General features: G+C 72.9%; 21 protein-coding genes and 1 pseudogene. 9 read left to right on the top strand and 13 right to left on the bottom strand.

The features are described from left to right. Window positions 1–28 precede the first annotated feature (28 nt). Window positions 29–1,279 carry an extracellular solute-binding protein gene (locus ACIQ8B_RS19190; RefSeq protein ID WP_403548174.1) on the bottom strand — a complete coding sequence of 417 codons (1,251 nt, stop codon included), beginning with the start codon at window positions 1,277–1,279 and terminating at the stop codon, window positions 29–31. Between the two features lie 213 nt (window positions 1,280–1,492). Between ACIQ8B_RS19190 and ACIQ8B_RS19185 the strand changes: the two genes are divergently transcribed. Beyond that, complete coding sequence (locus ACIQ8B_RS19185; protein ID WP_106411160.1) at window positions 1,493–1,708, top strand: dodecin; 216 nt, start codon at window positions 1,493–1,495, stop codon at window positions 1,706–1,708. An 11-nt stretch (window positions 1,709–1,719) separates the two neighbouring features. On the opposite strand, the gene ACIQ8B_RS19180 is transcribed toward ACIQ8B_RS19185, so the two are convergent. Then, on the bottom strand, window positions 1,720–2,229 hold the full coding sequence (locus ACIQ8B_RS19180; protein WP_403548172.1) for a hypothetical protein: 510 nt from the start codon (window positions 2,227–2,229) through the stop codon (window positions 1,720–1,722). Window positions 2,230–2,288: 59 nt separating this feature from the next. Here ACIQ8B_RS19180 and ACIQ8B_RS19175 point away from each other — a divergent pair, with 59 nt between their 5' ends. Further along, window positions 2,289–3,308 (top strand): LLM class flavin-dependent oxidoreductase, encoded by a 1,020-nt coding sequence (locus ACIQ8B_RS19175; RefSeq protein WP_290003074.1) that lies wholly within the window; start codon window positions 2,289–2,291, stop codon window positions 3,306–3,308. Between the two features lie 40 nt (window positions 3,309–3,348). On the opposite strand, the gene ACIQ8B_RS19170 is transcribed toward ACIQ8B_RS19175, so the two are convergent. The 4 genes from ACIQ8B_RS19170 to ACIQ8B_RS19155 all read right to left on the bottom strand — a co-directional run bounded on the left by ACIQ8B_RS19170 (window position 3,349) and on the right by ACIQ8B_RS19155 (window position 7,888). Next, window positions 3,349–4,320, bottom strand: a complete 972-nt coding sequence (locus ACIQ8B_RS19170) for a DUF2382 domain-containing protein (RefSeq protein WP_403548169.1) — start codon at window positions 4,318–4,320, stop codon at window positions 3,349–3,351. 198 nt (window positions 4,321–4,518) lie between these two features. Then, window positions 4,519–5,268: a succinate dehydrogenase/fumarate reductase iron-sulfur subunit gene (locus ACIQ8B_RS19165; protein WP_403548167.1), complete on the bottom strand. Its 750-nt coding sequence runs from the start codon at window positions 5,266–5,268 to the stop codon at window positions 4,519–4,521. Beyond that, window positions 5,265–7,214, bottom strand: a complete 1,950-nt coding sequence (locus ACIQ8B_RS19160; protein ID WP_403548165.1) for a fumarate reductase/succinate dehydrogenase flavoprotein subunit — start codon at window positions 7,212–7,214, stop codon at window positions 5,265–5,267. Before ACIQ8B_RS19160 ends, ACIQ8B_RS19165 begins: the two co-directional genes overlap by 4 nt. 2 nt (window positions 7,215–7,216) lie before the next feature. Further along, the gene (locus ACIQ8B_RS19155; RefSeq protein WP_290003399.1) at window positions 7,217–7,888 is read right to left on the bottom strand and encodes a succinate dehydrogenase; all 672 of its coding nucleotides are present in this window, start codon (window positions 7,886–7,888) and stop codon (window positions 7,217–7,219) included. A gap of 120 nt (window positions 7,889–8,008) precedes the next feature. On the opposite strand from ACIQ8B_RS19155, the gene ACIQ8B_RS19150 reads away from it, so the two are divergent. Beyond that, entirely contained in the window at window positions 8,009–8,893 is an 885-nt protein-coding gene (locus ACIQ8B_RS19150; RefSeq protein WP_403548163.1) for a LysR family transcriptional regulator, read from the top strand. A 39-nt stretch (window positions 8,894–8,932) separates the two neighbouring features. Here the strand turns inward: ACIQ8B_RS19150 and ACIQ8B_RS19145 are convergent, their stop codons facing one another. The 4 genes from ACIQ8B_RS19145 to ACIQ8B_RS19130 form a co-directional block, all read right to left on the bottom strand. Further along, on the bottom strand, window positions 8,933–9,322 hold the full coding sequence (locus tag ACIQ8B_RS19145; RefSeq protein WP_403548161.1) for a DUF4440 domain-containing protein: 390 nt from the start codon (window positions 9,320–9,322) through the stop codon (window positions 8,933–8,935). 10 nt (window positions 9,323–9,332) lie between these two features. Next, entirely contained in the window at window positions 9,333–11,474 is a 2,142-nt protein-coding gene (locus ACIQ8B_RS19140; RefSeq protein ID WP_403548159.1) for a putative bifunctional diguanylate cyclase/phosphodiesterase, read from the bottom strand. Then, a complete protein-coding gene (locus ACIQ8B_RS19135; protein ID WP_290003056.1) occupies window positions 11,471–12,283 on the bottom strand; it encodes an SAM-dependent methyltransferase in 813 nt (270 codons plus the stop codon). Before ACIQ8B_RS19135 ends, ACIQ8B_RS19140 begins: the two co-directional genes overlap by 4 nt. A 280-nt stretch (window positions 12,284–12,563) precedes the next feature. Beyond that, window positions 12,564–13,490 (bottom strand): SCO0930 family lipoprotein, encoded by a 927-nt coding sequence (locus ACIQ8B_RS19130; RefSeq protein ID WP_403548333.1) that lies wholly within the window; start codon window positions 13,488–13,490, stop codon window positions 12,564–12,566. A gap of 622 nt (window positions 13,491–14,112) precedes the next feature. On the opposite strand from ACIQ8B_RS19130, the gene ACIQ8B_RS19125 reads away from it, so the two are divergent. Both ACIQ8B_RS19125 and ACIQ8B_RS19120 read left to right on the top strand, forming a co-directional pair. Then, the gene (locus ACIQ8B_RS19125; RefSeq protein WP_290003053.1) at window positions 14,113–14,274 is read left to right on the top strand and encodes a hypothetical protein; all 162 of its coding nucleotides are present in this window, start codon (window positions 14,113–14,115) and stop codon (window positions 14,272–14,274) included. Between the two features lie 30 nt (window positions 14,275–14,304). After that, window positions 14,305–15,069, top strand: a complete 765-nt coding sequence (locus ACIQ8B_RS19120; RefSeq protein ID WP_290003052.1) for a DUF4239 domain-containing protein — start codon at window positions 14,305–14,307, stop codon at window positions 15,067–15,069. A gap of 118 nt (window positions 15,070–15,187) precedes the next feature. Here the strand turns inward: ACIQ8B_RS19120 and ACIQ8B_RS19115 are convergent, their stop codons facing one another. Then, a complete protein-coding gene (locus ACIQ8B_RS19115) occupies window positions 15,188–15,685 on the bottom strand; it encodes a hypothetical protein (RefSeq protein WP_106411170.1) in 498 nt (165 codons plus the stop codon). A gap of 336 nt (window positions 15,686–16,021) precedes the next feature. Here ACIQ8B_RS19115 and ACIQ8B_RS19110 point away from each other — a divergent pair, with 336 nt between their 5' ends. Further along, a complete protein-coding gene (locus ACIQ8B_RS19110) occupies window positions 16,022–16,687 on the top strand; it encodes a class F sortase (protein WP_403548155.1) in 666 nt (221 codons plus the stop codon). A gap of 44 nt (window positions 16,688–16,731) precedes the next feature. On the opposite strand, the gene ACIQ8B_RS19105 is transcribed toward ACIQ8B_RS19110, so the two are convergent. After that, a complete protein-coding gene (locus ACIQ8B_RS19105; RefSeq protein ID WP_403548153.1) occupies window positions 16,732–17,571 on the bottom strand; it encodes a polysaccharide deacetylase family protein in 840 nt (279 codons plus the stop codon). Between the two features lie 144 nt (window positions 17,572–17,715). Between ACIQ8B_RS19105 and ACIQ8B_RS19100 the strand changes: the two are divergent. Together ACIQ8B_RS19100 and ACIQ8B_RS19095 are read left to right on the top strand one after the other, a co-directional pair. After that, a pseudogene (locus tag ACIQ8B_RS19100) lies at window positions 17,716–17,890 on the top strand (universal stress protein); the annotation flags it as partial. A 23-nt stretch (window positions 17,891–17,913) separates the two neighbouring features. Then, window positions 17,914–18,066: a hypothetical protein gene (locus ACIQ8B_RS19095; RefSeq protein WP_403548339.1), complete on the top strand. Its 153-nt coding sequence runs from the start codon at window positions 17,914–17,916 to the stop codon at window positions 18,064–18,066. An 82-nt stretch (window positions 18,067–18,148) separates the two neighbouring features. On the opposite strand, the gene ACIQ8B_RS19090 is transcribed toward ACIQ8B_RS19095, so the two are convergent. Beyond that, window positions 18,149–18,964, bottom strand: coding sequence for an alpha/beta fold hydrolase (locus ACIQ8B_RS19090; RefSeq protein ID WP_403548151.1), 816 nt, complete (start codon window positions 18,962–18,964; stop codon window positions 18,149–18,151). 57 nt (window positions 18,965–19,021) lie between these two features. Here ACIQ8B_RS19090 and ACIQ8B_RS19085 point away from each other — a divergent pair, with 57 nt between their 5' ends. Beyond that, window positions 19,022–19,495, top strand: coding sequence for a MarR family winged helix-turn-helix transcriptional regulator (locus ACIQ8B_RS19085; protein WP_290003041.1), 474 nt, complete (start codon window positions 19,022–19,024; stop codon window positions 19,493–19,495). Window positions 19,496–19,702: the final 207 nt, after the last annotated feature.

Raw genomic sequence — 19,702 nt, 5'->3', positions numbered from 1 at the left:
GGCCGCCGCGCGGCGCGCGGGGACGCCCTCAGTCGAAGGCGAGGGTCTCGGTGATGCGGCGCGCGGCGCGCTCGGCCTCCTTCGCGGGGTCGGCGCCGGTGAGCACCCTGGTCATGTACTCCTTGATCGGGTTGTCGGCCTCGACCACGCTCCACCGGGGCGTGGCCGGGGTCGCCCGGCCCCGTGCCGCGCCGGCCGCCATGGCCTCCAGCCCCTCCTCCCCCGCGACCGCGTCGGCGAGGTCCGCCTTGTTGGGGACGTAGTTCATGGTGCGGGCGAGTTCGGTGTTCCACCGGGCGCCGGTGAGGGCGGCGACGACCTCGACGGCGGCGTCCTCGGCGTCGGTGTTGGCCGGGACGACGAGGTCGGAGCCGCCGGTGAAGACGGCGCCGGGGCGGCCGGCCTCCTTGCCGGGGACGGGGAAGTAGCCGATCTCGTCCTCGAGTCCGGGGTTCCGCTGGACGATCGCGCGGACCAGTCCGGGGACGGCGACGATCTGCGCGACCCGCCCTTCGGCGAACACGCCTGCCTGCGGCGGGTGTTCCTCGTCGGCGTCGACGGGTCCGTCGCCGAGCCGCTGGAGCCGGCGGTAGAAGTCCATGCCGCGCAGGGCGGCCTCGCTGTCCAGGGCGCCCCGCCAGACGCCGTCGCGTTCGGTGGCGAGTTCGCCGCCCTCCTCCCAGATGAAGCCGGCCAGCGTGTACCAGTCCTGTCCGGCGAGGTAGATGCCCTGGGTGTCGCCGGTGTCGAGCCGCTCGGTGATCTCCAGCCACTCGTCGCGGGTCTCGGGCGGGGTGACGCCGGCCGCGCGGAACAGGTCCTTGCGGTACACGACGACGCGGTTGGCGGCGTACCAGGGGATGCCGTACTGCTGGGAGCCCCAGCGGCCGGGTTCGGCGAGGCCGGGCAGCCAGTCGTCGCGGCCCCAGTCGCGCATGGACTCCAGCGTGAGGTCGAGCAGGCCGTCGCCCTCGGCGTAGGCGGACACCTGGGTGTTGCCGACCTCGATGACGTCGGGCCCGTCGGGGTCCTTGCCGCGCAGGGCCTGCTGGACCTTCTCGCCGATGCCGGTCCACTCCTGGACGCGGATGTCGAGGTCGAGCGTCCGGTGCTCCCGCTCGAACTCCTCGGTGAAGCGGTCCAGGAAGTCCTGCGAGGCGCTGTGCTGCATCAGCCACACGGTGACGGTGCGCCGCTCCGCCGCGCTGTCGGACATCACCCCGCAGCCGGTGAGCAGGGAGGCGGACACACAGACGAGGGCGAGCAGTCGGCGTCTCACGTGAGGTCCTGTTTCTCTGTCTGGCGGACAGGGCGGGGCCCGACGTGGGGGCGAGCAGGAGCTCGGACGGGTGCCCAGCATCTTGGTATGGACCAATGCCTGGGTCAAGGCCGTCGGGCGAACGGGGTGGACGTCTCGCGTCCGGACCCCGGGTGAGGCACGGTGGAGTGACGTGCGCCACAGGCGGTGGGGCCGCCGTGAGAGGAGCAGAGCATGTCGAACCACACCTACCGGGTCACCGAGATCGTCGGCACGTCGCCGGACGGCGTGGACGCGGCCGTCCGCAACGGCATCGAGCGGGCGTCGCAGACGCTGCGCCATCTGGACTGGTTCGAGGTGACGCAGGTGCGCGGACAGATCGAGGAGGGACGGATCGCGCACTGGCAGGTGGGACTGAAGGTGGGCTTCCGGCTGGAGGAGACGGGCTGAGCCGCTCAGGGTCAGGTACGGCCCTCGCACTCCTGCGCGTCCCTCAGCTCGCCCGAGGGGGTCGCCCAGCGCGCCTGGACGACCGTGAACCCGGCCCGGCGGGCGTCCTCGCAGACCAGTTCGTCGTCGTCGACCAGCATCCGCACCTCCCGGGTGCGGGCCAGGCGGCGCAGCACGGCCAGCTTGGTGAACCGGGCGGGCCGGCGGTCGGCGTTGCCGCGCATGCGCAGCTCCCCCTCGGGCAGCCCCTGCGCGGCCAGCCAGTCCAGGGTGTCGCGGCGGCAGCGCTCCGGCCTGCCGGTGAGGTAGACGATGTCGCACTCACGGGCGCTGTCCCGCACCAGCGCGATGCCCTCGGCGAGCGGCGGGTCGTGCGGCGCGGCGGCGAAGAAGCCGTCCCAGTCGCGTGGCCCGCGCTCCAGGAAGTGCTGGCGGTGCGCGGTGCCGGCGAGGGTGTTGTCCAGGTCGAACACGGCCAGCGGACGCGGGACCCGGTCCGTGCGATCGGTGCGGTCGGTCACCCTCACACCCTAGGCGGCCCGCGCAGGAATCCTGGCGGCTCCCCGGTGTTGGACCCGGTATGAGTTCCGTGATCGCCACGACCCGCTTCTCCGTCCTCGACCGCTCACGGGTCCGCGAAGGACACACCGCACCCGAGGCCCTGCGGGACACGGTGAGCCTGGCACGGGAGGCGGAGCGGCTCGGGTACCACCGGTTCTGGGTGGCGGAGCACCACGGGGTGCCCGGGGTGGCCGGTTCGGCGCCGACCGTGCTGGCGGCGGCCGTCGCGGGGGCGACCCGCACCATCCGCGTCGGCACCGGCGGGGTCATGCTGCCCAACCACCGGCCGCTGGTCGTGGCCGAGCAGTTCGGGGTGCTCGCCTCGCTGTTCCCGGACCGCATCGACATGGGCCTGGGCCGCTCGGTGGGGTTCACCGACGGGGTGCGCAAGGCGCTCGGGCGCGACAAGGGCGACGCGGAGGACTTCGCCGGCCAGATCGACGAGCTGCTCGGCTGGTTCCGCGGCACCTCCCCCACCGGGGTGCGCGCCCGGCCGTCCGAGGGGCTGACCGTGCCGCCGTTCGTCCTGGCCATGGGCGAGGGCGCGGACATCGCCGCCCGCGCCGGGCTGCCGATGGTCATCGGCGACCTGCGCGACCGCGACCGGATGCGCCGCGGCATCGACCGTTACCGCGCGCGGTTCCGCCCCTCCGCGTGGGCGGACGAGCCGTACGTGGTGATCTCCGGCACCGTGGCGGTGGCGGACACGGCCGAGCGGGCCCGGCGGCTGCTGATCCCGGAGGCCTGGTCGATGGCGTACTCCCGCACGCACGGCACCTTCCCCCCGCTGCCGCCCGCCGAGCGCGTCGCATCCCTCGCCCTGGGCGCCAAGGAACGCGGCTTCTACGAGGCGGGGCTGTCCGGACAGCTCGCCGGCACGGAGGAGGAGGTGGAGCGGGAGCTGGAGGCGCTGCTGAGGGACACCGGCGCCCAGGAGGTCCTCGTCACCACCAGCACCTACGACCGCGAGGCGCTGCTGGACTCCTACCGGCGGCTCGCCGCCCTCGCGGGGCTCGACGGCAGCGCGACGCGCCGGTGAGCTCACCGGCGCGTCGCGGGGGGGAGCGGGGACGGGGGCGCTACTCGCGGCCCCGGCCCGGGACGTCGCGGCCCCGGCGGCCGGATTCCTCGGTCATCTCCGTCTCGGCCTCGATGCGCTCCTTGCGCACCTGGCCGCGCACGGTCTCGTCCTCGACCTTCTCCTCGGTGGTCATCCGGACGCGCTCGACCGGCACCGCCTCGGTGGTGACCACGGGGCGCTCCTCGTGCAGCGTGACCTCGTGCTGGTCCTCCTTGAAGGCGGGACCGGACTCGGCCTCCTCGCGGTTGGCGTCCGTGATCGGCTCGCGCTCCACGCGCACTTCCTCGTGGCGGACCGGGACGGTCTGCTGCACCTCCTCGGTCACCACGTACTTGCGCAGGCGGGCCCGGCCGGTCTCGTGGCGCTCGACGCCGACGTGCATGCGCTCCTCGGAGCGCGTCATCGCGTCGTCGGTGCCGTGCTTCCCGGCCTCGCCGCGGTGGGACATGGCGCCGGCGGCCCCGGCGGTGCCGGACCGGTCGGCGGTGGTGCCCCTGGCGCCCGTCGTGCCGGACGTGTCGCCGCGGCGTCCGGCCGCCGCGCCCGCGGCACCGGCCGCGCCCGCCGCTCCGGCGGTTCCCGACGTCCCGGCGGTTCCGGCCTCGCCCGTGGTGCCGCCGCTGTCCCCGGGGGCGTCGCCGAGGACGTTGTCCCAGTTGACGCCGTAGTACTCGTACAGCCGGTGTTCCTCGTCCACCGACAGATGGCCGCCCGCGTCGATGTCGACGGCCGGGGCGCCCTTCACCTTGTCCTTGGGGTAGGGCACCTCGAGGTGGTCCTGGACCAGGGAGGCGTCACGGATGGGCACGAACGACTCGCTGGAGCCGAACATCCCGGTCTTGACGGTCACCCACTCGGGGCGTCCACTCGCGTCGTCGAGGAAGACGTGCTTCGCGTCGCCGATCTTGTTGCCGTCCCCGTCGTACACGGGGTGGTCCAGCAGGATCGGGATCTCATCGCGGGTGATCATCGGTCATCACCCTCCTCTCGGGTCACTCCTCTCCGGTTCTCCTGATCAGGAGGTAAAAAACGGAACAAAGGCGAAGAAATGCACTTTATTTTCCACAGTGCGGTACGCGGGTGCCCGGGAACGCGAGACGGGGCCGGAAGGAGCACCTCTTCCGGCCCCGCCCGTCCGCACCTTCCGGCGAACGTCGGTGAGGGGTGACTACCGCTTGCCCGTCCTGCGGGTCGCCCGCAGCCACTCCTTGTTCATCCCCGTGATGGAGGTCAGCGGGATGCCCTTGGGGCAGGCGGTGGCGCACTCCCCGGCGAGGGTGCAGCCGCCGAAGCCCTCCTCGTCCATCTGCGCCACCATGTCCAGCACCCGGGTCTCCCGCTCGGGGGCGCCCTGCGGCAGCACGTTCAGGTGGTTGATCTTGGCCGAGGTGAACAGCATCGCCGCGCCGTTGGGGCAGGCCGCGACGCAGGCGCCGCAGCCGATGCACTCGGCGTGCTCGAAGGCGAAGTCCGCGTCCGGCTTCGGCACCGGCGTGGCGTGCGCCTCGGGGGCGGAGCCGGTGGGCGCGGTGATGTAGCCGCCGGCCTGGATGATGCGGTCGAAGGCGGAGCGGTCGACCACCAGGTCCTTGATCACCGGGAAGGCGGCGGCCCGCCACGGCTCGATGTCGATGGTGTCGCCGTCCTTGAAGGACCGCATGTGCAGCTGGCAGGTGGTGGTGCGCTCGGGCCCGTGGGCGTCGCCGTTGATGACCAGCGAGCAGGCGCCGCAGATGCCCTCGCGGCAGTCGTGGTCGAAGGCGACCGGGTCCTCGCCCTTGAGGATGAGCTCCTCGTTGAGGGTGTCGAGCATCTCCAGGAAGGACATGTCGGGTGAGATGCCGTCCACCTCGTACGTGGACATGGCGCCGTCGGCGTCGGCGTTCCTCTGGCGCCAGACGCGCAGGGTGAGCTTCATGCGTAGCTCCGCTGGGTGGGGTGGACGTACTCGAAGACCAGGTCTTCCTTGTGCAGGACCGGAGCCTCGCCGGTCCCGGTGAACTCCCAGGCGGCCGCGTAGGCGAACTCGTCGTCCTTGCGGGCCGCTTCGCCGTCCGGCGTCTGGGACTCCTCGCGGAAGTGCCCGCCGCAGGACTCGGTGCGGTGCAGCGCGTCGAGGCACATCAGCTCGGCGAGCTCCAGGTAGTCGACGATGCGGTTGGCCTTCTCCAGCGACTGGTTGAACTCCTCGCCGGTGCCGGGGACCTTGATCCGCCGCCAGAACTCCTCACGGATCTGCGGAATGCGCTCCAGGGCCTTGCGCAGTCCGGATTCGCTGCGCGCCATGCCGCAGAACTCCCACATCAGCTCGCCCAGTTCGCGGTGGAACGAGTCGGGGGTGCGGTCGCCGTCGACGGACAGCAGCAGGCCCAGCCGGTCCTCGGTCTCGGCCAGCACCTCCCGCACCGCGGGGTGGTCGCCGGTCACCTCGGCCGGCTTCGGGTTGCGGCCGAGGTAGTCGTTGAGGGTCGCCGGCAGCACGAAGTAGCCGTCGGCCAGGCCCTGCATCAGCGCGGACGCGCCGAGCCGGTTGGCGCCGTGGTCGGAGAAGTTGGCCTCGCCGATCGCGAACAGGCCGGGGACGGTGGTCTGCAGGTCGTAGTCGACCCACAGGCCGCCCATCGTGTAGTGCACGGCGGGGTAGATCCGCATCGGCACCTCGTACGGATCCTCGTCGGTGATCCGCTGGTACATGTCGAAGAGGTTGCCGTACTTGGCCTCGACGGCCTTCCGGCCCATGCGCTCGATGGCGTCGGCGAAGTCCAGGTAGACGCCCTGGCCGCCGGGGCCCACTCCCCTGCCCTCGTCGCAGACGTTCTTCGCGGCGCGGGAGGCGATGTCGCGGGGCACGAGGTTGCCGAAGGACGGGTAGATGCGCTCCAGGTAGTAGTCGCGCTCGTCCTCGGGGATCTGCGCGGGCGGCCGGGTGTCGCCCTTGGCCTTGGGCACCCAGATGCGGCCGTCGTTGCGCAGCGACTCGCTCATCAGGGTGAGCTTGGACTGGTGGTCGCCGGTGCGCGGGATGCAGGTGGGGTGGATCTGGGTGAAGCAGGGGTTGGCGAAGTACGCCCCGCGCCGGTGCGCGCGCCAGATCGCGGTGGCGTTGGAGTTCATGGCGTTCGTCGACAGGTAGAAGACGTTGCCGTAGCCGCCGGTGGCCAGCACGACCGCGTCCGCGAAGTGGGTGGAGATCTTCCCGGTGATCAGGTCCCGGGCGACGATGCCGCGGGCCCTGCCGTCGACGACGATCAGGTCGAGCATCTCGGTGCGCGGGTGCATCTCCACGTTGCCGGCCGCGATCTGCCGGCTGAGTGCCTGGTAGGCGCCGAGGAGGAGCTGCTGGCCCGTCTGGCCGCGGGCGTAGAAGGTGCGGGAGACCTGGACGCCGCCGAAGGAGCGGGTGTCGAGCAGGCCGCCGTACTCGCGGGCGAAGGGCACGCCCTGCGCGACGCACTGGTCGATGATCTCGACGGAGATCTGCGCGAGGCGGTGCACGTTGGACTCGCGGGCGCGGAAGTCGCCGCCCTTGACGGTGTCGTAGAAGAGGCGGTGGACGGAGTCGCCGTCGTTGCGGTAGTTCTTCGCCGCGTTGATGCCGCCCTGCGCGGCGATGGAGTGGGCCCGGCGCGGGGAGTCCTGGTAGCAGAACTGGACGACGCGGTAGCCCTGTTCGGCCAGCGTGGCGCCGGCGGAGCCGCCGGCGAGGCCGGTGCCGACGACGATGACGGTGTGCTTGCGCCGGTTGGCGGGGTTGACCAGCTTGGCCTCGAAGCGGCGCTTGTCCCAGCGCTCGTGGACGGGGCCGGCGGGGGCCTTGGTGTCGGCGACCGGGGCGCCGGTCGTGTAGTCGGTGTACGAGGTCATGGTCAGCTCACCACTCCGGTCATGACGCCCACGGGGACGGCGAGGAAGCCGGCCGTGAGCAGCAGCGCAAGGGCGTTGGCGGTGGTCTTCAGGGCGCGGTCGCGGGTGCGGCTGCCGGCGCCGAGGGTCTGGGCGGCGCTCCAGAAGCCGTGCCGGACGTGCAGGCCGACGGCCAGCATCGCGACGATGTAAATGGTGTTGCCGTACCAGGTGGAGAAGGTGTCCACGACGTTCTGATAGGGCTTGCCGGACTCGAAGCCGCCGGAGTGGACGGTGCCGGTGGTCAGGTCCAGGATGTGCCAGACGATGAACAGGGCGAGGATGACGCCGCCCCAGCGCATGGTGCGGGTGGCATAGCTGGCACGCGCTTTCTTGTGCACGTACTTGGTGGGGCGCGCCTTGATGTCGCGGCGGCTGAGCTGGTACGCGGAGACGGCGTGGGCGACCACGGCGAGGACGAGGACGACGCGGACGGCCCACAGCGTCCACTCGTAGTGCATGAGCGGTTCGCCCAGGGTGCGCAGCCAGTGGGCGTAGTGGTTGAACTCCCCGGCCCCGAAGAAGATCTTCAGGTTGCCGAGCATGTGGACGACCAGGTACAGCAGCATGATCAGGCCGCTGACCGCCATCACTGTCTTCTTGCCGACGGTCGAGTCCCACACGGTGCGTGCCATGGACGGCCGTCGGTCCGTCCGCGTTGCCAGAGCCATGGCATCAGACGGTAGGGCCAGAGGGCCCCATCGGTCCAAGACATGGTACAGCTCGATTCGATAGGGAGTGCCTATCATGACCGCATGCAGTTCCAGCAGCTCCAGTACTTCGTGGCCGTGGCCGAGACCCGGCACTTCACGCGCGCCGCGGAGCTGGTCCACGTCGCCCAGCCGTCGCTCTCCCAGCAGATCAAGGCGCTGGAGCGGGAGCTGGGCGCCGACCTGTTCCGGCGGGCGCGCGGCAACATCACGCTGACCGACGCGGGCGAGGCGCTGCTGCCGCTGGCCCGGCGGATCCTGGCCGACGCGGACACCGCCCGGCACGAGGTGCAGGAGGTGGCGCAGCTGCGCAGCGGCCGGGTGCGGCTGGGCGCCACGCCCAGCCTGTGCACGGGCCTGCTCCCGGACGTGCTGCGCGCCTTCCACGACCGCTACCCGGGCGTACGGCTGCTGGTCGAGGAGAGCGGCTCGCACGACCTGGTGCGGGAGCTGGCCCGCGGCGCGCTGGACCTCGCCCTGGTCGTGCTGCCGCTGCCGACGCCCTCCCCCGCGCTGACCACGGTGGAGCTGCTGCGCGAGGACCTGGTGGTGGTCTCCTCCCCGGACGCCCCGCACCCGGGCCGGGGGCGGCACGCCGTGCGCGTCGCCGACCTGGAGGGCGAGCGCCTGGTGATGTTCCGCCACGGCTACGACCTGCGGGAGCTGACCGTGGCCGCCTGCCGGGCGGAGGGGTTCGAGCCGGAGTTCGCGGTGGAGGGCGGCGAGATGGACGCGGTGCTGGGCTTCGTGCGGGCGGGACTGGGCGTGGCGGTGGTGCCGCGCATGGTGGCCGCCCGCTCCGGCCTGGGCCTGCGGGTGACCCCGCTGGCCCGCCCGGGCCTGCACCGGACGATCGCCCTGGCCCATCGCAGCGACGTGGCGCCGCCCCGGGCGGCACGGGAACTGCAGCGGATGCTGCTGGAGCGGTGACACCGGGCGCCGGTGCCGCCGGAACCGGACCCAGGTGGCCTAGGGGACGTCCGGCGGCACGGGGGTGCCCTGGTGGTAGTACATGCGCCAGCCCGTCTCCCCGTCGCGCTTGCGCCACAGGGAGCTGCGGCGGGCGTGGCGGCCCTCGAAGCGGGTCTCGTAGGTGAGGTGCACCAGGCCGGGCGCGAGGAGGACGCCGGTGATGTCCGACGGTTCGTGGACCGCGCCGTCCGCCGCGCTGCCCGGGTGGCCGGCCAGGCCGGCGATCGTCTCCTCGTAGGTGTAGCGGCGGCCGGAGGCGCCCACCTCGGTGAACCCGGGGTCCAGCAGGCGCGTCGTCTCGGCGCGGGAGGAGCGCACGGCCGGGTCCAGGAGCCGCAGTTCCCCCTCGATCGCCGCCCGGACCGCCTCCGTCTCCTCGTCGGTCACCTCTCGCACCTCATCCCGTCGCGTCCACCAGGGCCAGCTTGTGCAGCCGCTCCGGCGGGCCCGGGCGGGCGTAGTACCAGCCCTGGGCCGTGTCGCAGCCGAGGACGCGGAGCTGTTCGGCCTGGGCGCCGGTCTCCACGCCCTCCACGGTGACCGCGAGGTCGAGGCTGTGGGCGAGCGAGACGATCCCCTCGACGATCTTGAGGTCGACGGGGTCGACGGGGAACTGCTGCATGCTCTGGGTGAAGGAGCGGTCCAGCTTGAGGACGCTCACCGGGAGGCGGCGCAGGTTGGCGAGGTTGGAGTAGCCGGTGCCGAAGTCGTCGAGGGCGATGTCGACGCCCATCTCGGCGAGCCGGCGCAGCGGCTTCAGCAGGTCGTCGTCGGCGCCGATGAGCGCGGACTCGGTGACCTCCAGGCACAGCGCGTCGGGGGTGACGCCGGTGCGCTCCAGGATCTCGACGGTGTCCTGCACGAGGCCCGGGTGGGTGAGCTGGCAGGGCGACAGGTTCACGTTGATGCGCAGCGGGCCGAGCGCGTCACCGCCGTGGGCGTCCCGCCACTCGCGGGCCTGGCGCACCGACTGCTCCAGCACCCAGCGGCCCAGCGGCACGATCAGCCCGGTGTGCTCGGCGAGCGGGATGAAGCGGTCCGGGGAGAGCACCCCGTGCTGCGGGTGGAGCCAGCGCACCAGCGCCTCGGCGCCCCGGACGCTGCCGTCGCCGAGGTGCACCAGGGGCTGGTACTCGATGAAGAACTCGCCCCGGTCCAGGGCCGTGGGCAGTGCCGTGGTGAGGCCGTGCCGGGTGATGGCGCGGGCGTCGGCCTCCGGGTCGGCGAGCTCGAACCGGTTGCCGCCCGCCGCCTTGGCCCGGTACATCGTGATGTCGGCGCTGCGCAGCACCTCCGCCGCGCTGCGCTCCCCCGCCGGTCCCTCGACGATGCCGATGCTGCCCCGCACGGTCAGCTCCCGCCCGTCGACGCTGATCGGGGCGAGGAGCGCGTTCATGATGCGGCCGGCCAGCTCGTCGACGGTGCGGCGGGTGTCGGGGCCGGTGGTGAGCGCCACGAACTCGTCGCCGCCGAGCCGGGCCACCATCTCGCCGGGCGCGGTGGCGCAGGACTGGAGCCGGTCGGCGACCTCGACGAGCAGCCGGTCGCCGGCCGCGTGCCCGAGGCTGTCGTTGACGGTCTTGAAGCCGTCCAGGTCGAGGTAGCAGAGCCCGAACCGCTGTCCGGGGCCGGCCGCGAGGGCCTTCTCCAGGCGCTCGAAGAAGAAGGTGCGGTTGGGCAGCCCGGTGAGCGCGTCGTGGGTGGCCTCGTAGCGGAGCCGGAGGTTGAGCAGCCGCCGCTCGGTGGTGTCCTCCATGAGGGCGAGCTGGTACTGCGGTGCGCCGTCGGCGTCGCGCAGCAGGGAGACCGTGAGGTTGGTCCACAGGACCGTTCCGTCAGGGCGGTAGAAGGCCTTCTCGAGGTGGTAGTGCTCGCGCTCGCCGCTCACCAGTTCCTCGTAGAGCCGCCAGGTCTGCGGGGCGTCGTCGGGGTGCGTCCAGTCCTTGACGTTGCGGCCCGGCAGGGCCTGCCCGGTCAGGCCGAACATGCGCCGCAGCGCGCCGTTGACCTGGAGGATGTTGCCCTCGAGGTCGGCGATGCCGATCCCTATCGCCGCGCCTTCGAAGACCGCGCGGAAGCGGGTCTCGGTGGCGTGCAGGGCCTGCGCCACCACGCCCTGCGCCTCCAGCGCGGCCTTGGCGACGGCCTCCTGCTCGGCCAGCGTCCGCTCGCGCAGTGCCTCCGCGAAACCGGCCGCCATGGCGTGCTGGAGCCGCGCGCTGCGCGCCCCGAGGGTCTCGCGGTCGCCGTCGCCGCCGCAGTAGAGGACGAGGTAGGCGTCGACGCAGTCCAGGGTGCGGCTGAGCGCCTCGGGGTCCGTGCAGTGCGCCTCGACCAGCGCCGCGCCGGCCGCCCGGCCCGCCTCCGCGTCGAAGGATCTCGCGCGCAGCGCCTCACTCAGCCGCCGGGCCACCGGGAGCAGCCGCTCCTCGAACTCGGGGCGGGTGGCGGCGGTCGAGGTCACCGGGTACACGGCCCGGCTCCAGATCGTCGCGAACCGGCGCAGTCTGTCCTCCGGCCCGTCCGGCTCCGCGCTCACGCCGCACGCCCCACGCCCGCGAGGCCGGAGAAGGCGTAGGGATCCTCGTCCTCCGGCGCGGTGTCGGGACGCCATCGCGGCATCGGCACCAGTCCGGGTTCCACCATGTCGTACCCCTCGAAGAACCGCGCGATCTCGTCGCGCGTGCGCATGATCAGCGGGTTGCGCGTGTCTCGGTACACGTCGACCGCCCCCTCGGCCCGCTCCGGCGGCAACGGGATCCCCTCGTACGCCGCGTGGGTGAGCACCAGCAGGCTCCCGGGTGCCAGGGCCTCGCGCAGTTCGGCCACCGCCCCGTACGGGTCGTCCGCTTCTTCCACGAAGTGAAGTATGGCAACGAGCAGCAGCGCCACCGGCCGATTCAGGTCGATCAGCCGGCCGACTTCGTCACTGCCGAGGATCTCCCGCGGCGTGCGGAGGTCGGCGGCGAGGATGTCCGCGCGGCCGTTGCCCTCCAGCACCGCTTTGCTGTGCGCGACCGCCACCGGGTCGTGGTCCACGTACATCACCCGGGCCTCGGGGTCGGCCGCCTGGGCCACCTCGTGCACATTCCCGAACGTGGGGATGCCGGAGCCGATGTCGAGGAACTGGGTGACGCCCTCGGCGACGGCGAACCGCACCGCCCGCCGCATGAACGCCCGGTTCGCCTGCATGATCTTGGGCAGTCCCGGCATGAACTCCATGGCCCTGCGGGCGGCTTCCCGGTCGACCTCGAAGTTGTGCGAACCGCCCAGGTAGTAGTCGTACATCCGGGAGACGCTGGGCACCGTGACGTCGATGCTCCGTGGGGCCCAGACGGGACGCTCCATGTACCTCTCCAAGGCGTAGGCGATCCGTTGTTCGAGCAGAGGCTACTGATCGCCCGCCAACAGGGCGACCCCAAACGGAAATTGACCATCCGTTCCCGGTCACTGCCTCTGGCACGTGCCCACTTTGCGGGTGCACAGGATCGTCACGTGATGTGATCACGTCACTCCGAAGGGTTCCGGCGCGCGGAGGAACCGAAGGAAAACAGTCCGCCCCTCCGCGGGCTCGCGGAGGGGCGGACACGGGGCCGGCCGCGCCGGGACGGGCACCCTGGGGAGGTCGTCACTTCTCCGGCGCGCCGACCGGCTTCCCGTCGGGCCGTACGGCGTACCAGGTGCCGCCGACGCCCTGACCGTTGGTGTCGCCGGGGGCCTCGTCGCCGGCGAAGATGTAGAGGGGCCAGCAGTTGATCGTCTGCTGGTCGGCGCCGTCGGGCCGGGTGAAGGTCATGTAGCCCTTCTTCTGGATGCCCTCGGTGTCGGCGAAGTCGACCGGCGGGACGATCGGCCACTTCTCCACGCAGTCACCGGTGCAGGCCGAGACGGGCTCCGGCCACGCCTCGTCCTTCATGAAGCGGTAGACCGTCATGCCGTTCCCGTCGACCACGATCTCGCCGAGCTCGGGGTCCTGCCGGGTGGAGAGCCCAGCCTGCTCGGCCGCCTGCGCCTTCTTGCCCTCCGGGGTGAACGCGAACCACTTGCCGCCCACACCCTGGCCCTTGACGTCACCGGCGTTGACGTCCTTGACGTACCGGTACGCCGGCCAGCCGTCCACGGTGAGCTGCTTGGTGCCGTCGGCCCGGGTGATCTCGCCGAGCAGCGCCTTGTCGATGCCCTCGCCCGCCGAGGCGTCGTCCGCGGGCACCGGCGGCCAGGTCTTCGCGCAGTCCCCGTCGCAGTTGGACTTCGGCGGGTTCGCGGAGTCCTGGTCGAACCGGTACAGCGTGAGCCCCAGTTCGTCGGTCACCACCTTGCCGAGCTCGGCGTCGGTGGCCACGTTCAGCCGGCCCGCCGTGTCGGCCGGCCGGTCCGGGGCCGGGGAGGTCCGGCCCGCCTGCGCGCCGCTGCCGACGCCGCCGAGGTCGCCCGGCGCCGTGATCCCCACGTTCTGGCTGGAGGGCGGCTGGGTGTCCTGACCGCACGCCGTCGTCAGGGTCAGCACCGCCGCGGCGCTCACCACCAGTGAGGCGGTCCGCCAGGAGGTCTTCATCGTCAACTCCAGATGATCGCAGAGGTGGTGCAGCGCCCTGCCGCGCCGCCGCTCGACGAGGGGTACGCACGACGGCACAGGTTGTGTTCAACGGCAGCCCGTTTTTCTTTTCTTAACTCCTTCGGGGCAATCCTCGGGCTTTCGCGCGTGTCCCGGCCCCGGACGACTCATGATCTTCGTCGTGCACGCACTCGTACCGACCCAAACCCGTACCGGGGTACGCGCGTTGACCGTGGTCACGCTGCTCTGGGCGCTGGCGGGCGCACCCGGCCAGGCGGCGGCCGACGCCTGCGCGTACGCCTCGACGGGGCCGGGCGGCACGGAGGCGGTGGCGATCGCGGGCTCCGTCGACTGGGACGTCCCGCCCTGTATCCCGCCTCCCCCGCCACCGCCACCCACCCCCACGCCGACCCCCACCCCGACCCCCACCCCGACACCGACTCCCCCGCCACCACCGCCACCGCCACCGCCCTCGCCTCCGCCGCCGAAGCCCGCTCCCACCGCGCGGCCCGCCCCGCCGCCCGCGGCGCGTCCCACACCGCCGCCGCCCCGGCCGACGCCCACCGTCCGGCCGCGCCCGACGGTCCGCCCCGCACCGCCGCCTCCGGCGCCGAAGCCGTCCGTGACCCCGAGTCCCCGTCCGACCGTGCGGACCGTCACCTACCCGCGCCACCGCGCGACCGAGGTGCGGAGGCCGGCCCGGAGCACCACGTCCCCGCTCGTCTTCGTCCTGCTCATCATCACCCCGGCGGTGGTCGCCGTGGCCGCGCTCCGCCCGCGCTGACGACCGCCCCTCTCTCCCTGGAGGCACCTCTTGCCGGAATGGCTTGTTCTCACCCTCGCCATGCTCGCCGCCTGTGCCGTCGTGGTGATCATCACCCTTCTCCGGCACCGGAGGGCGGCCGAGGACGAGGACCCCAGCGAGACCCCGGACGTCATCGAGTACATGACGATGTGGATCGGCGTGGTGTACGCCATCGTCCTGGGCCTCGCCATCGCCGGCGTCTGGGAGGGCCGCAGCGCCGCCCAGGAGAACGTCCGGGCCGAGGCGGTCGCCCTGCACGAGATCTCCGAGCGGGTACGGGTCTATCCCGCCGAGATCCGCGACCGGATCCGTGACGATGTCAACGCCTATGTCGGACACGTCGTCACCACCGAGTGGCGCACCATGGCCGACCACGACCGGCTGACCGACGAGGGCACCGCACTGCTCGACCGGCTGCGCCACCACGTGACGGACTACGAACCGCGCGACGACTTCGAGGCGCAGGCCTACCAGCCGCTGGTGGACCAGGTGGCCGCCGCCGACCAGGCGCGCAGCGCCCGCGCGGAGTCGACCGGGGCGACCATGCCGGGCGTGGTGTGGTTCGGCCTGGTGACGGGCGCCGTCATCACCATCGGCATGATCTTCGCCCTGCAGATCCGGCGCACCCGCCGCGAACTGATCCTCGCCGGACTCTTCTCGGCGCTCATCGCCTTCCTGCTGTTCCTGATCTGGGACTTCGACGCCCCCTACAGCCGGGGCCTCGCCGCGACGGCGGAGCCGTTCCTGCGGCTCTTCCCGGAGGCCGGGAGCTAGCGGAACGCCGCTCCCGGCCCGAACCGCCGTGCGCGCACGACCGCGCCCCGGACACCGTCAGGGGCCGGGGCGCGGTCCTCGAGCGCGTGCGGAACGGGGGACCGAGGGGGACAGCGGCTCAGATCCGCTTCTCGGCGCGACGGCGCATCCAGAAGACGCCGCTGCCGACGACCGCGGCGGCCACCAGCGACCCGCCGATCGCCATGTCGGCGGGGGTGGCGCCGGTGGTGCTGCTGCCGCCGATGCCGCCGCGGACACCGCCGATGACGGTGAAGGCGGCCGGGCGGGTCAGGCTGCGGCCGGAGCAGTGGACGGTGATGTCGTAGGAACCGGGGCGGGCGTCGTTGTTGATGGTGGCGGTGCCCTTGGCGGTGTCGTTGGCACCGTGGACGGGCGTCAGATGCGTCCGCTGGAAGGCGTTCGAGGTGGCCGTGCCGCCGTTGGGGCAGCCGTCGACGGTGATGGTGAGCTGGCCGCCGCGGGCGATGACGCTGGGCAGGGCGACGATGTTGGACGGGTTGGGAACCCGCCCGCCGTCCGCGACGGCCGCCGGGGCGGCGACCCCGAGGACGGCGACCGCGGCGCCGGCGGCCGCAAGGGCACGTGTGTTGCGCATGTGTTCCTCCGCGGGAGACGCCCCGGGTCCCGTCCCCGGTCCGATCGGCGAGAAAGCGCCTCCCGGATAGACCCTCAGATGCCTTGCGCCGCCGCGCATTTCGGGAGTGGTCCGTACGGTTGAGGGCCGCGCCCGGCCCGGCCGTGCGGGCGGGGCCATCGCCGCAGGTCACGGACCGTCAGAGGATCTTCGTCCGGGATCACCCCGGATGGCGCACCCCGCCCGTCCGGAGGCCACCCGTTCGCCGCCGTCCCGTCGCCGGAGGCGCACCCTCCGCTTAGCGTTCACGTCATGCGCGAGTGACACGGCGACGGCCGTGTCGAGAGGGGAAGGCGAATGTCTGCTTTCGAGCCGGCCGAAGCCGAAGAGGAGGCACGTCCGAGGAGGCGCGCTCCGTGGGGCGTGATAGCGCTGGTCCTGCTCACCGGTCTCGCGCTGCTCCGCAACGGCTCCGGGGAGTTCGACGTGGGCCCGCCGCAGCCGGCCGGCGCGGCCGCCGCGGACAGCGCGACCCCCGGCGTCACCGTCGGCGCGCTGCCGCCGCTGCCGTACGCGGTGCCGGGCCGGGTGCGGATCGCGGCGATACAGGTGGACGCGCCGATCGTGCCGGTGGGCCTGGACGCGGAGGGCTGGGTGGACGCGCCGCCGCCCGAGGACCCGAACCTGGCGGGCTGGTTCACCGGCGCGGTCACGCCGGGCGAGAAGGGCACGGCGGTCGTCGTCGGACACGTGGACAACGCGCAGGGCCCGGCCGTGTTCTACGGGCTGGGCGCGCTGAAGAAGGGCAACCGGGTCGAGATCGCCCGGGGCGACGGCAAGACGGCCGTGTTCGAGATCTACGGCGTGGAGGTCTTCTCCAAGAACGACTTCCCCGGCGACCGGGTGTACGCGTCCAAGGGCACCGCGGAGCTGCGGGTCATCACCTGCGGCGGCGGCTTCACCCAGCAGGACGGCTACGACGGCAACGTGGTCGCCTTCGCCCGCCTGGCCGAGGTCCGCTGAGCGCGGGTCCCCGCCCGGGGCGGACGGGGGCCTCTCAGGGGTTCTCAGAGGTACTCACGGCGGGGCACGGTGACGTGGTAGCCGGAGTCCAGCAGGTGCGGCAGATAGGAGCGCAGGGCCTTCACGCTCTGCGAGCGGTCGCCCCCGGCGTCGTGCGAGAGCACCACGACGCCGGGGGCGGCGCCGTCCTCGACCCGGCCGACGATGGTGCGGGTGCCGGGCTCGGTCCAGTCGAGGGTGTCGACGGTCCAGGCCAGGGGCTCCATGCCCAGTTCCGCGCCGAGCTGGAAGGCGGCGCGGTTCCAGGCGCCGTAGGGGGCGCGGAACCACTCCGGACGGGCGCCGTAGTGCTCCTCCACGACGTCGCTGGTGCGTTCCATCTCGGAGCGGATGCGGGCACGGCGCAGGCCGGTGAGCAGGGGGTGGGACCAGGTGTGGTTGCCGACCACGTGTCCCTCGTCGGCCATGCGGGCCAGCAGGTCCGGGTGGTAGGCCGCCATCTCGCCGCACACGAAGAACATCGCGCGCACCTCGTGGCGGGCCAGGGTGTCGAGGATGTCGGGGGTGTAACGGGGGTCGGGTCCGTCGTCGAAGCTGAGCACGATGGTGCGGCCGTTCTCGGGCACCTTCAGCAGCGGCTCCTTGCGCACCGGGGTCCTGCCGGGCGCGGCGCGCGGGGGGCCGTAGCCGGTCAGGGGCCTCAGACGGTACTCGGAGGGCCTGAGCGGGCGGCGGGCCGCGGGCGCTCCGGCGACGGGCGGCGACGCCGGAGCGCCACGGCCCACGGCCCCCGGCACGAGCGCCGCGGCCACGCCTGCCGCGCCCAGCGCGGCGGCACCGGCGAACAAGGCCCTGCGCCGGGTGAGCGAGTGATCCTTCTGCATGACTCATCAGTCGCCCCGCGGAGGTCCGGCGCAGCTCCGCGACACCGGTGCGGCGGCACGATTTCACCTGGTCGGCGCAGCATACGGCGGAGTTCCGCGGGGACCGCACGTCCGGCCGGGGGACGCTCCGACGGCCTCGCGGCCGTGACGGAACAGCGGTCCCGTCGGTTCGGGCGGGGCACGGACGGCCCGAAGGTGATCGGGGCCGGGGGACGGTTCCGACTCGTCACTGCGCGCGGCGGCGTACGCCTCGGACCTGGCGCGGCGTCAGGGCGCGCTGCCCGCCCTCGTGTACGTGCAGCCGGTGCCGGGGCCGGGGCGGCCGAGCCGAGCGACATCGGCATGCCGCCGGCGTTCGTGGTGGTGTGCACGGCGGTGACCGTGCTGCGCCACCGGCGGCCGGGGCTGCCGTGCGCCTTCCGTACGCCGCGGATGCCGGTGGTGCCGGCGGGGGGTGTGGCGCCCCCGGCCCGGCTGATCACGTTCCTGCGGTGACGGACCGGGCGCGGTTCGCCGTGTGGTGCGCGGTCGGCCTGGTCGCCTCCTCCGGTTACCGGTTACCGGTGACGGCGCGGGGTCAGAGGGTCTCCAGGAAGTCGGACAGGACGCGGACGAACGCGTCGGGGCGTTCCATGGCCGAGTAGTGGCCGGTGCCGTCGACGGTGGCGGTCCGGCCTCCGGGGACCGCGCCGGCCAGCCGCTCGGCGGCGGCGTGCAGATCGGCCGGCTCCAGGGAGCCGTTGACGGCGAGCAGCGGGACGCGGATCTCGCCGGCCCGGTCGAAGGAGCCGGTCACCCGGACCAGCCAGTCCTTCTCGTCAGGGCTGTGCTTGGACAGCGTGTGCAGGGCCATCTTGCGGACGCGGCGCAGGATGTCCGGGTCGATGTCGCCCGCCGTACGGTCCGGGCCGGGCACGAGCCGCAGGAAGGCGTCGAGCCAGGCGCTGACGTCGCCGGCCGTCAGCGCCCGGTCGATCGTGTCCTGAAGCTCGCGGTGCCAGGGGTCGGTGTAGCGGAAGTCACCGGTCACGGCCCCGGCGGTGACCACCGCGCGGACCACGTCGGGGTGTTCGAGCACGGTGTCGGTGGCGATCACGCCGCCCATGGAGAGACCCACGAGAACCGCGGGTCCGGCGTCGAGGTGGCGCAGCAGCGCGGCCAGGTCGTCGGCCCAGCGGAACGGCTCGGTGGCGTTGGCGGAGAAGCCGTGGCCGCGCGTGTCGGGGGCGATCACCCGGTACCGCCGGGCGAGGACGGGCACGTGGTCGTCCCAGACGCGGTGGTCGAGGAAGCCGGAGTGGAGCAGGACGACGAGGTCGCCGGAGCCGGTGTCGCGGTAGGCGAGGTCGCCGTCGGCGGACGGGAGGAAGCGGAGATCCGAAGCACCATTCATGACAACTAGGGTGTCATTTTGCTGCCACTTTGACAACCCGGATGTCATGATGGACGGGTGACGGACCACGACACCCCCCTCCCCCCGGACGAGCTCGGCCGTCGCCTCACCGAGGTGTACGACCTGGTCGGCCCCCTGTACCGGCGCGCCCAGCGCAGCGTCGAGCACGGCCTGACGGACGGTGAACTGTCCCTGGGCGTGCGCGCCGTGCTGACCCTGCTGCACCGCAACGGACCCATGACGGTGCCGCAGATGGGCCGGGCACAGGCGATCAGCCGCCAGTTCGTGCAGCGCATGGTGAACGACGCGGCTGCCCGGGGCCTGGTGGAGAGCATCCCCAACCCGGCCCACCGCCGCTCCTCGCTGATCCGCCTGACCGAGCGGGGCGCCTCGGCGATCGGCGAGGTGCTGGACCGGGAGCACGCGCTGCTGCGGGAGACCGGCGGCAGGCTGACGGACGCCGAGGTGACGGCGTGTCTGCGCGTGCTGGGTGAGATGCTCAAGGCGCTGGACCACGTCGACGACGACTGACGGTTCCGCCGGGGTCCCGACCGTCGGCCGTTCGGGACCACCCCCGGCGACGCCTCGGTGACGCCGGTCCGCGACCGCACCCGCTTCGGCGGCCGTCACACCGCCACGGCCCGGTGGGCGGCGTCCCGGCCGGCACGGTCGCCGCCCGGTTCCGCCGCGGGCGCGGGCCGGCCGAGCCGGCCGACGCGACCGGTACGGACGCCCTCG

This window comes from Streptomyces sp. NPDC096105, from assembly GCF_044763335.1.
Taxonomy (GTDB): domain Bacteria; phylum Actinomycetota; class Actinomycetes; order Streptomycetales; family Streptomycetaceae; genus Streptomyces.
This window is presented reverse-complemented; position numbering and strand designations above follow the sequence as displayed.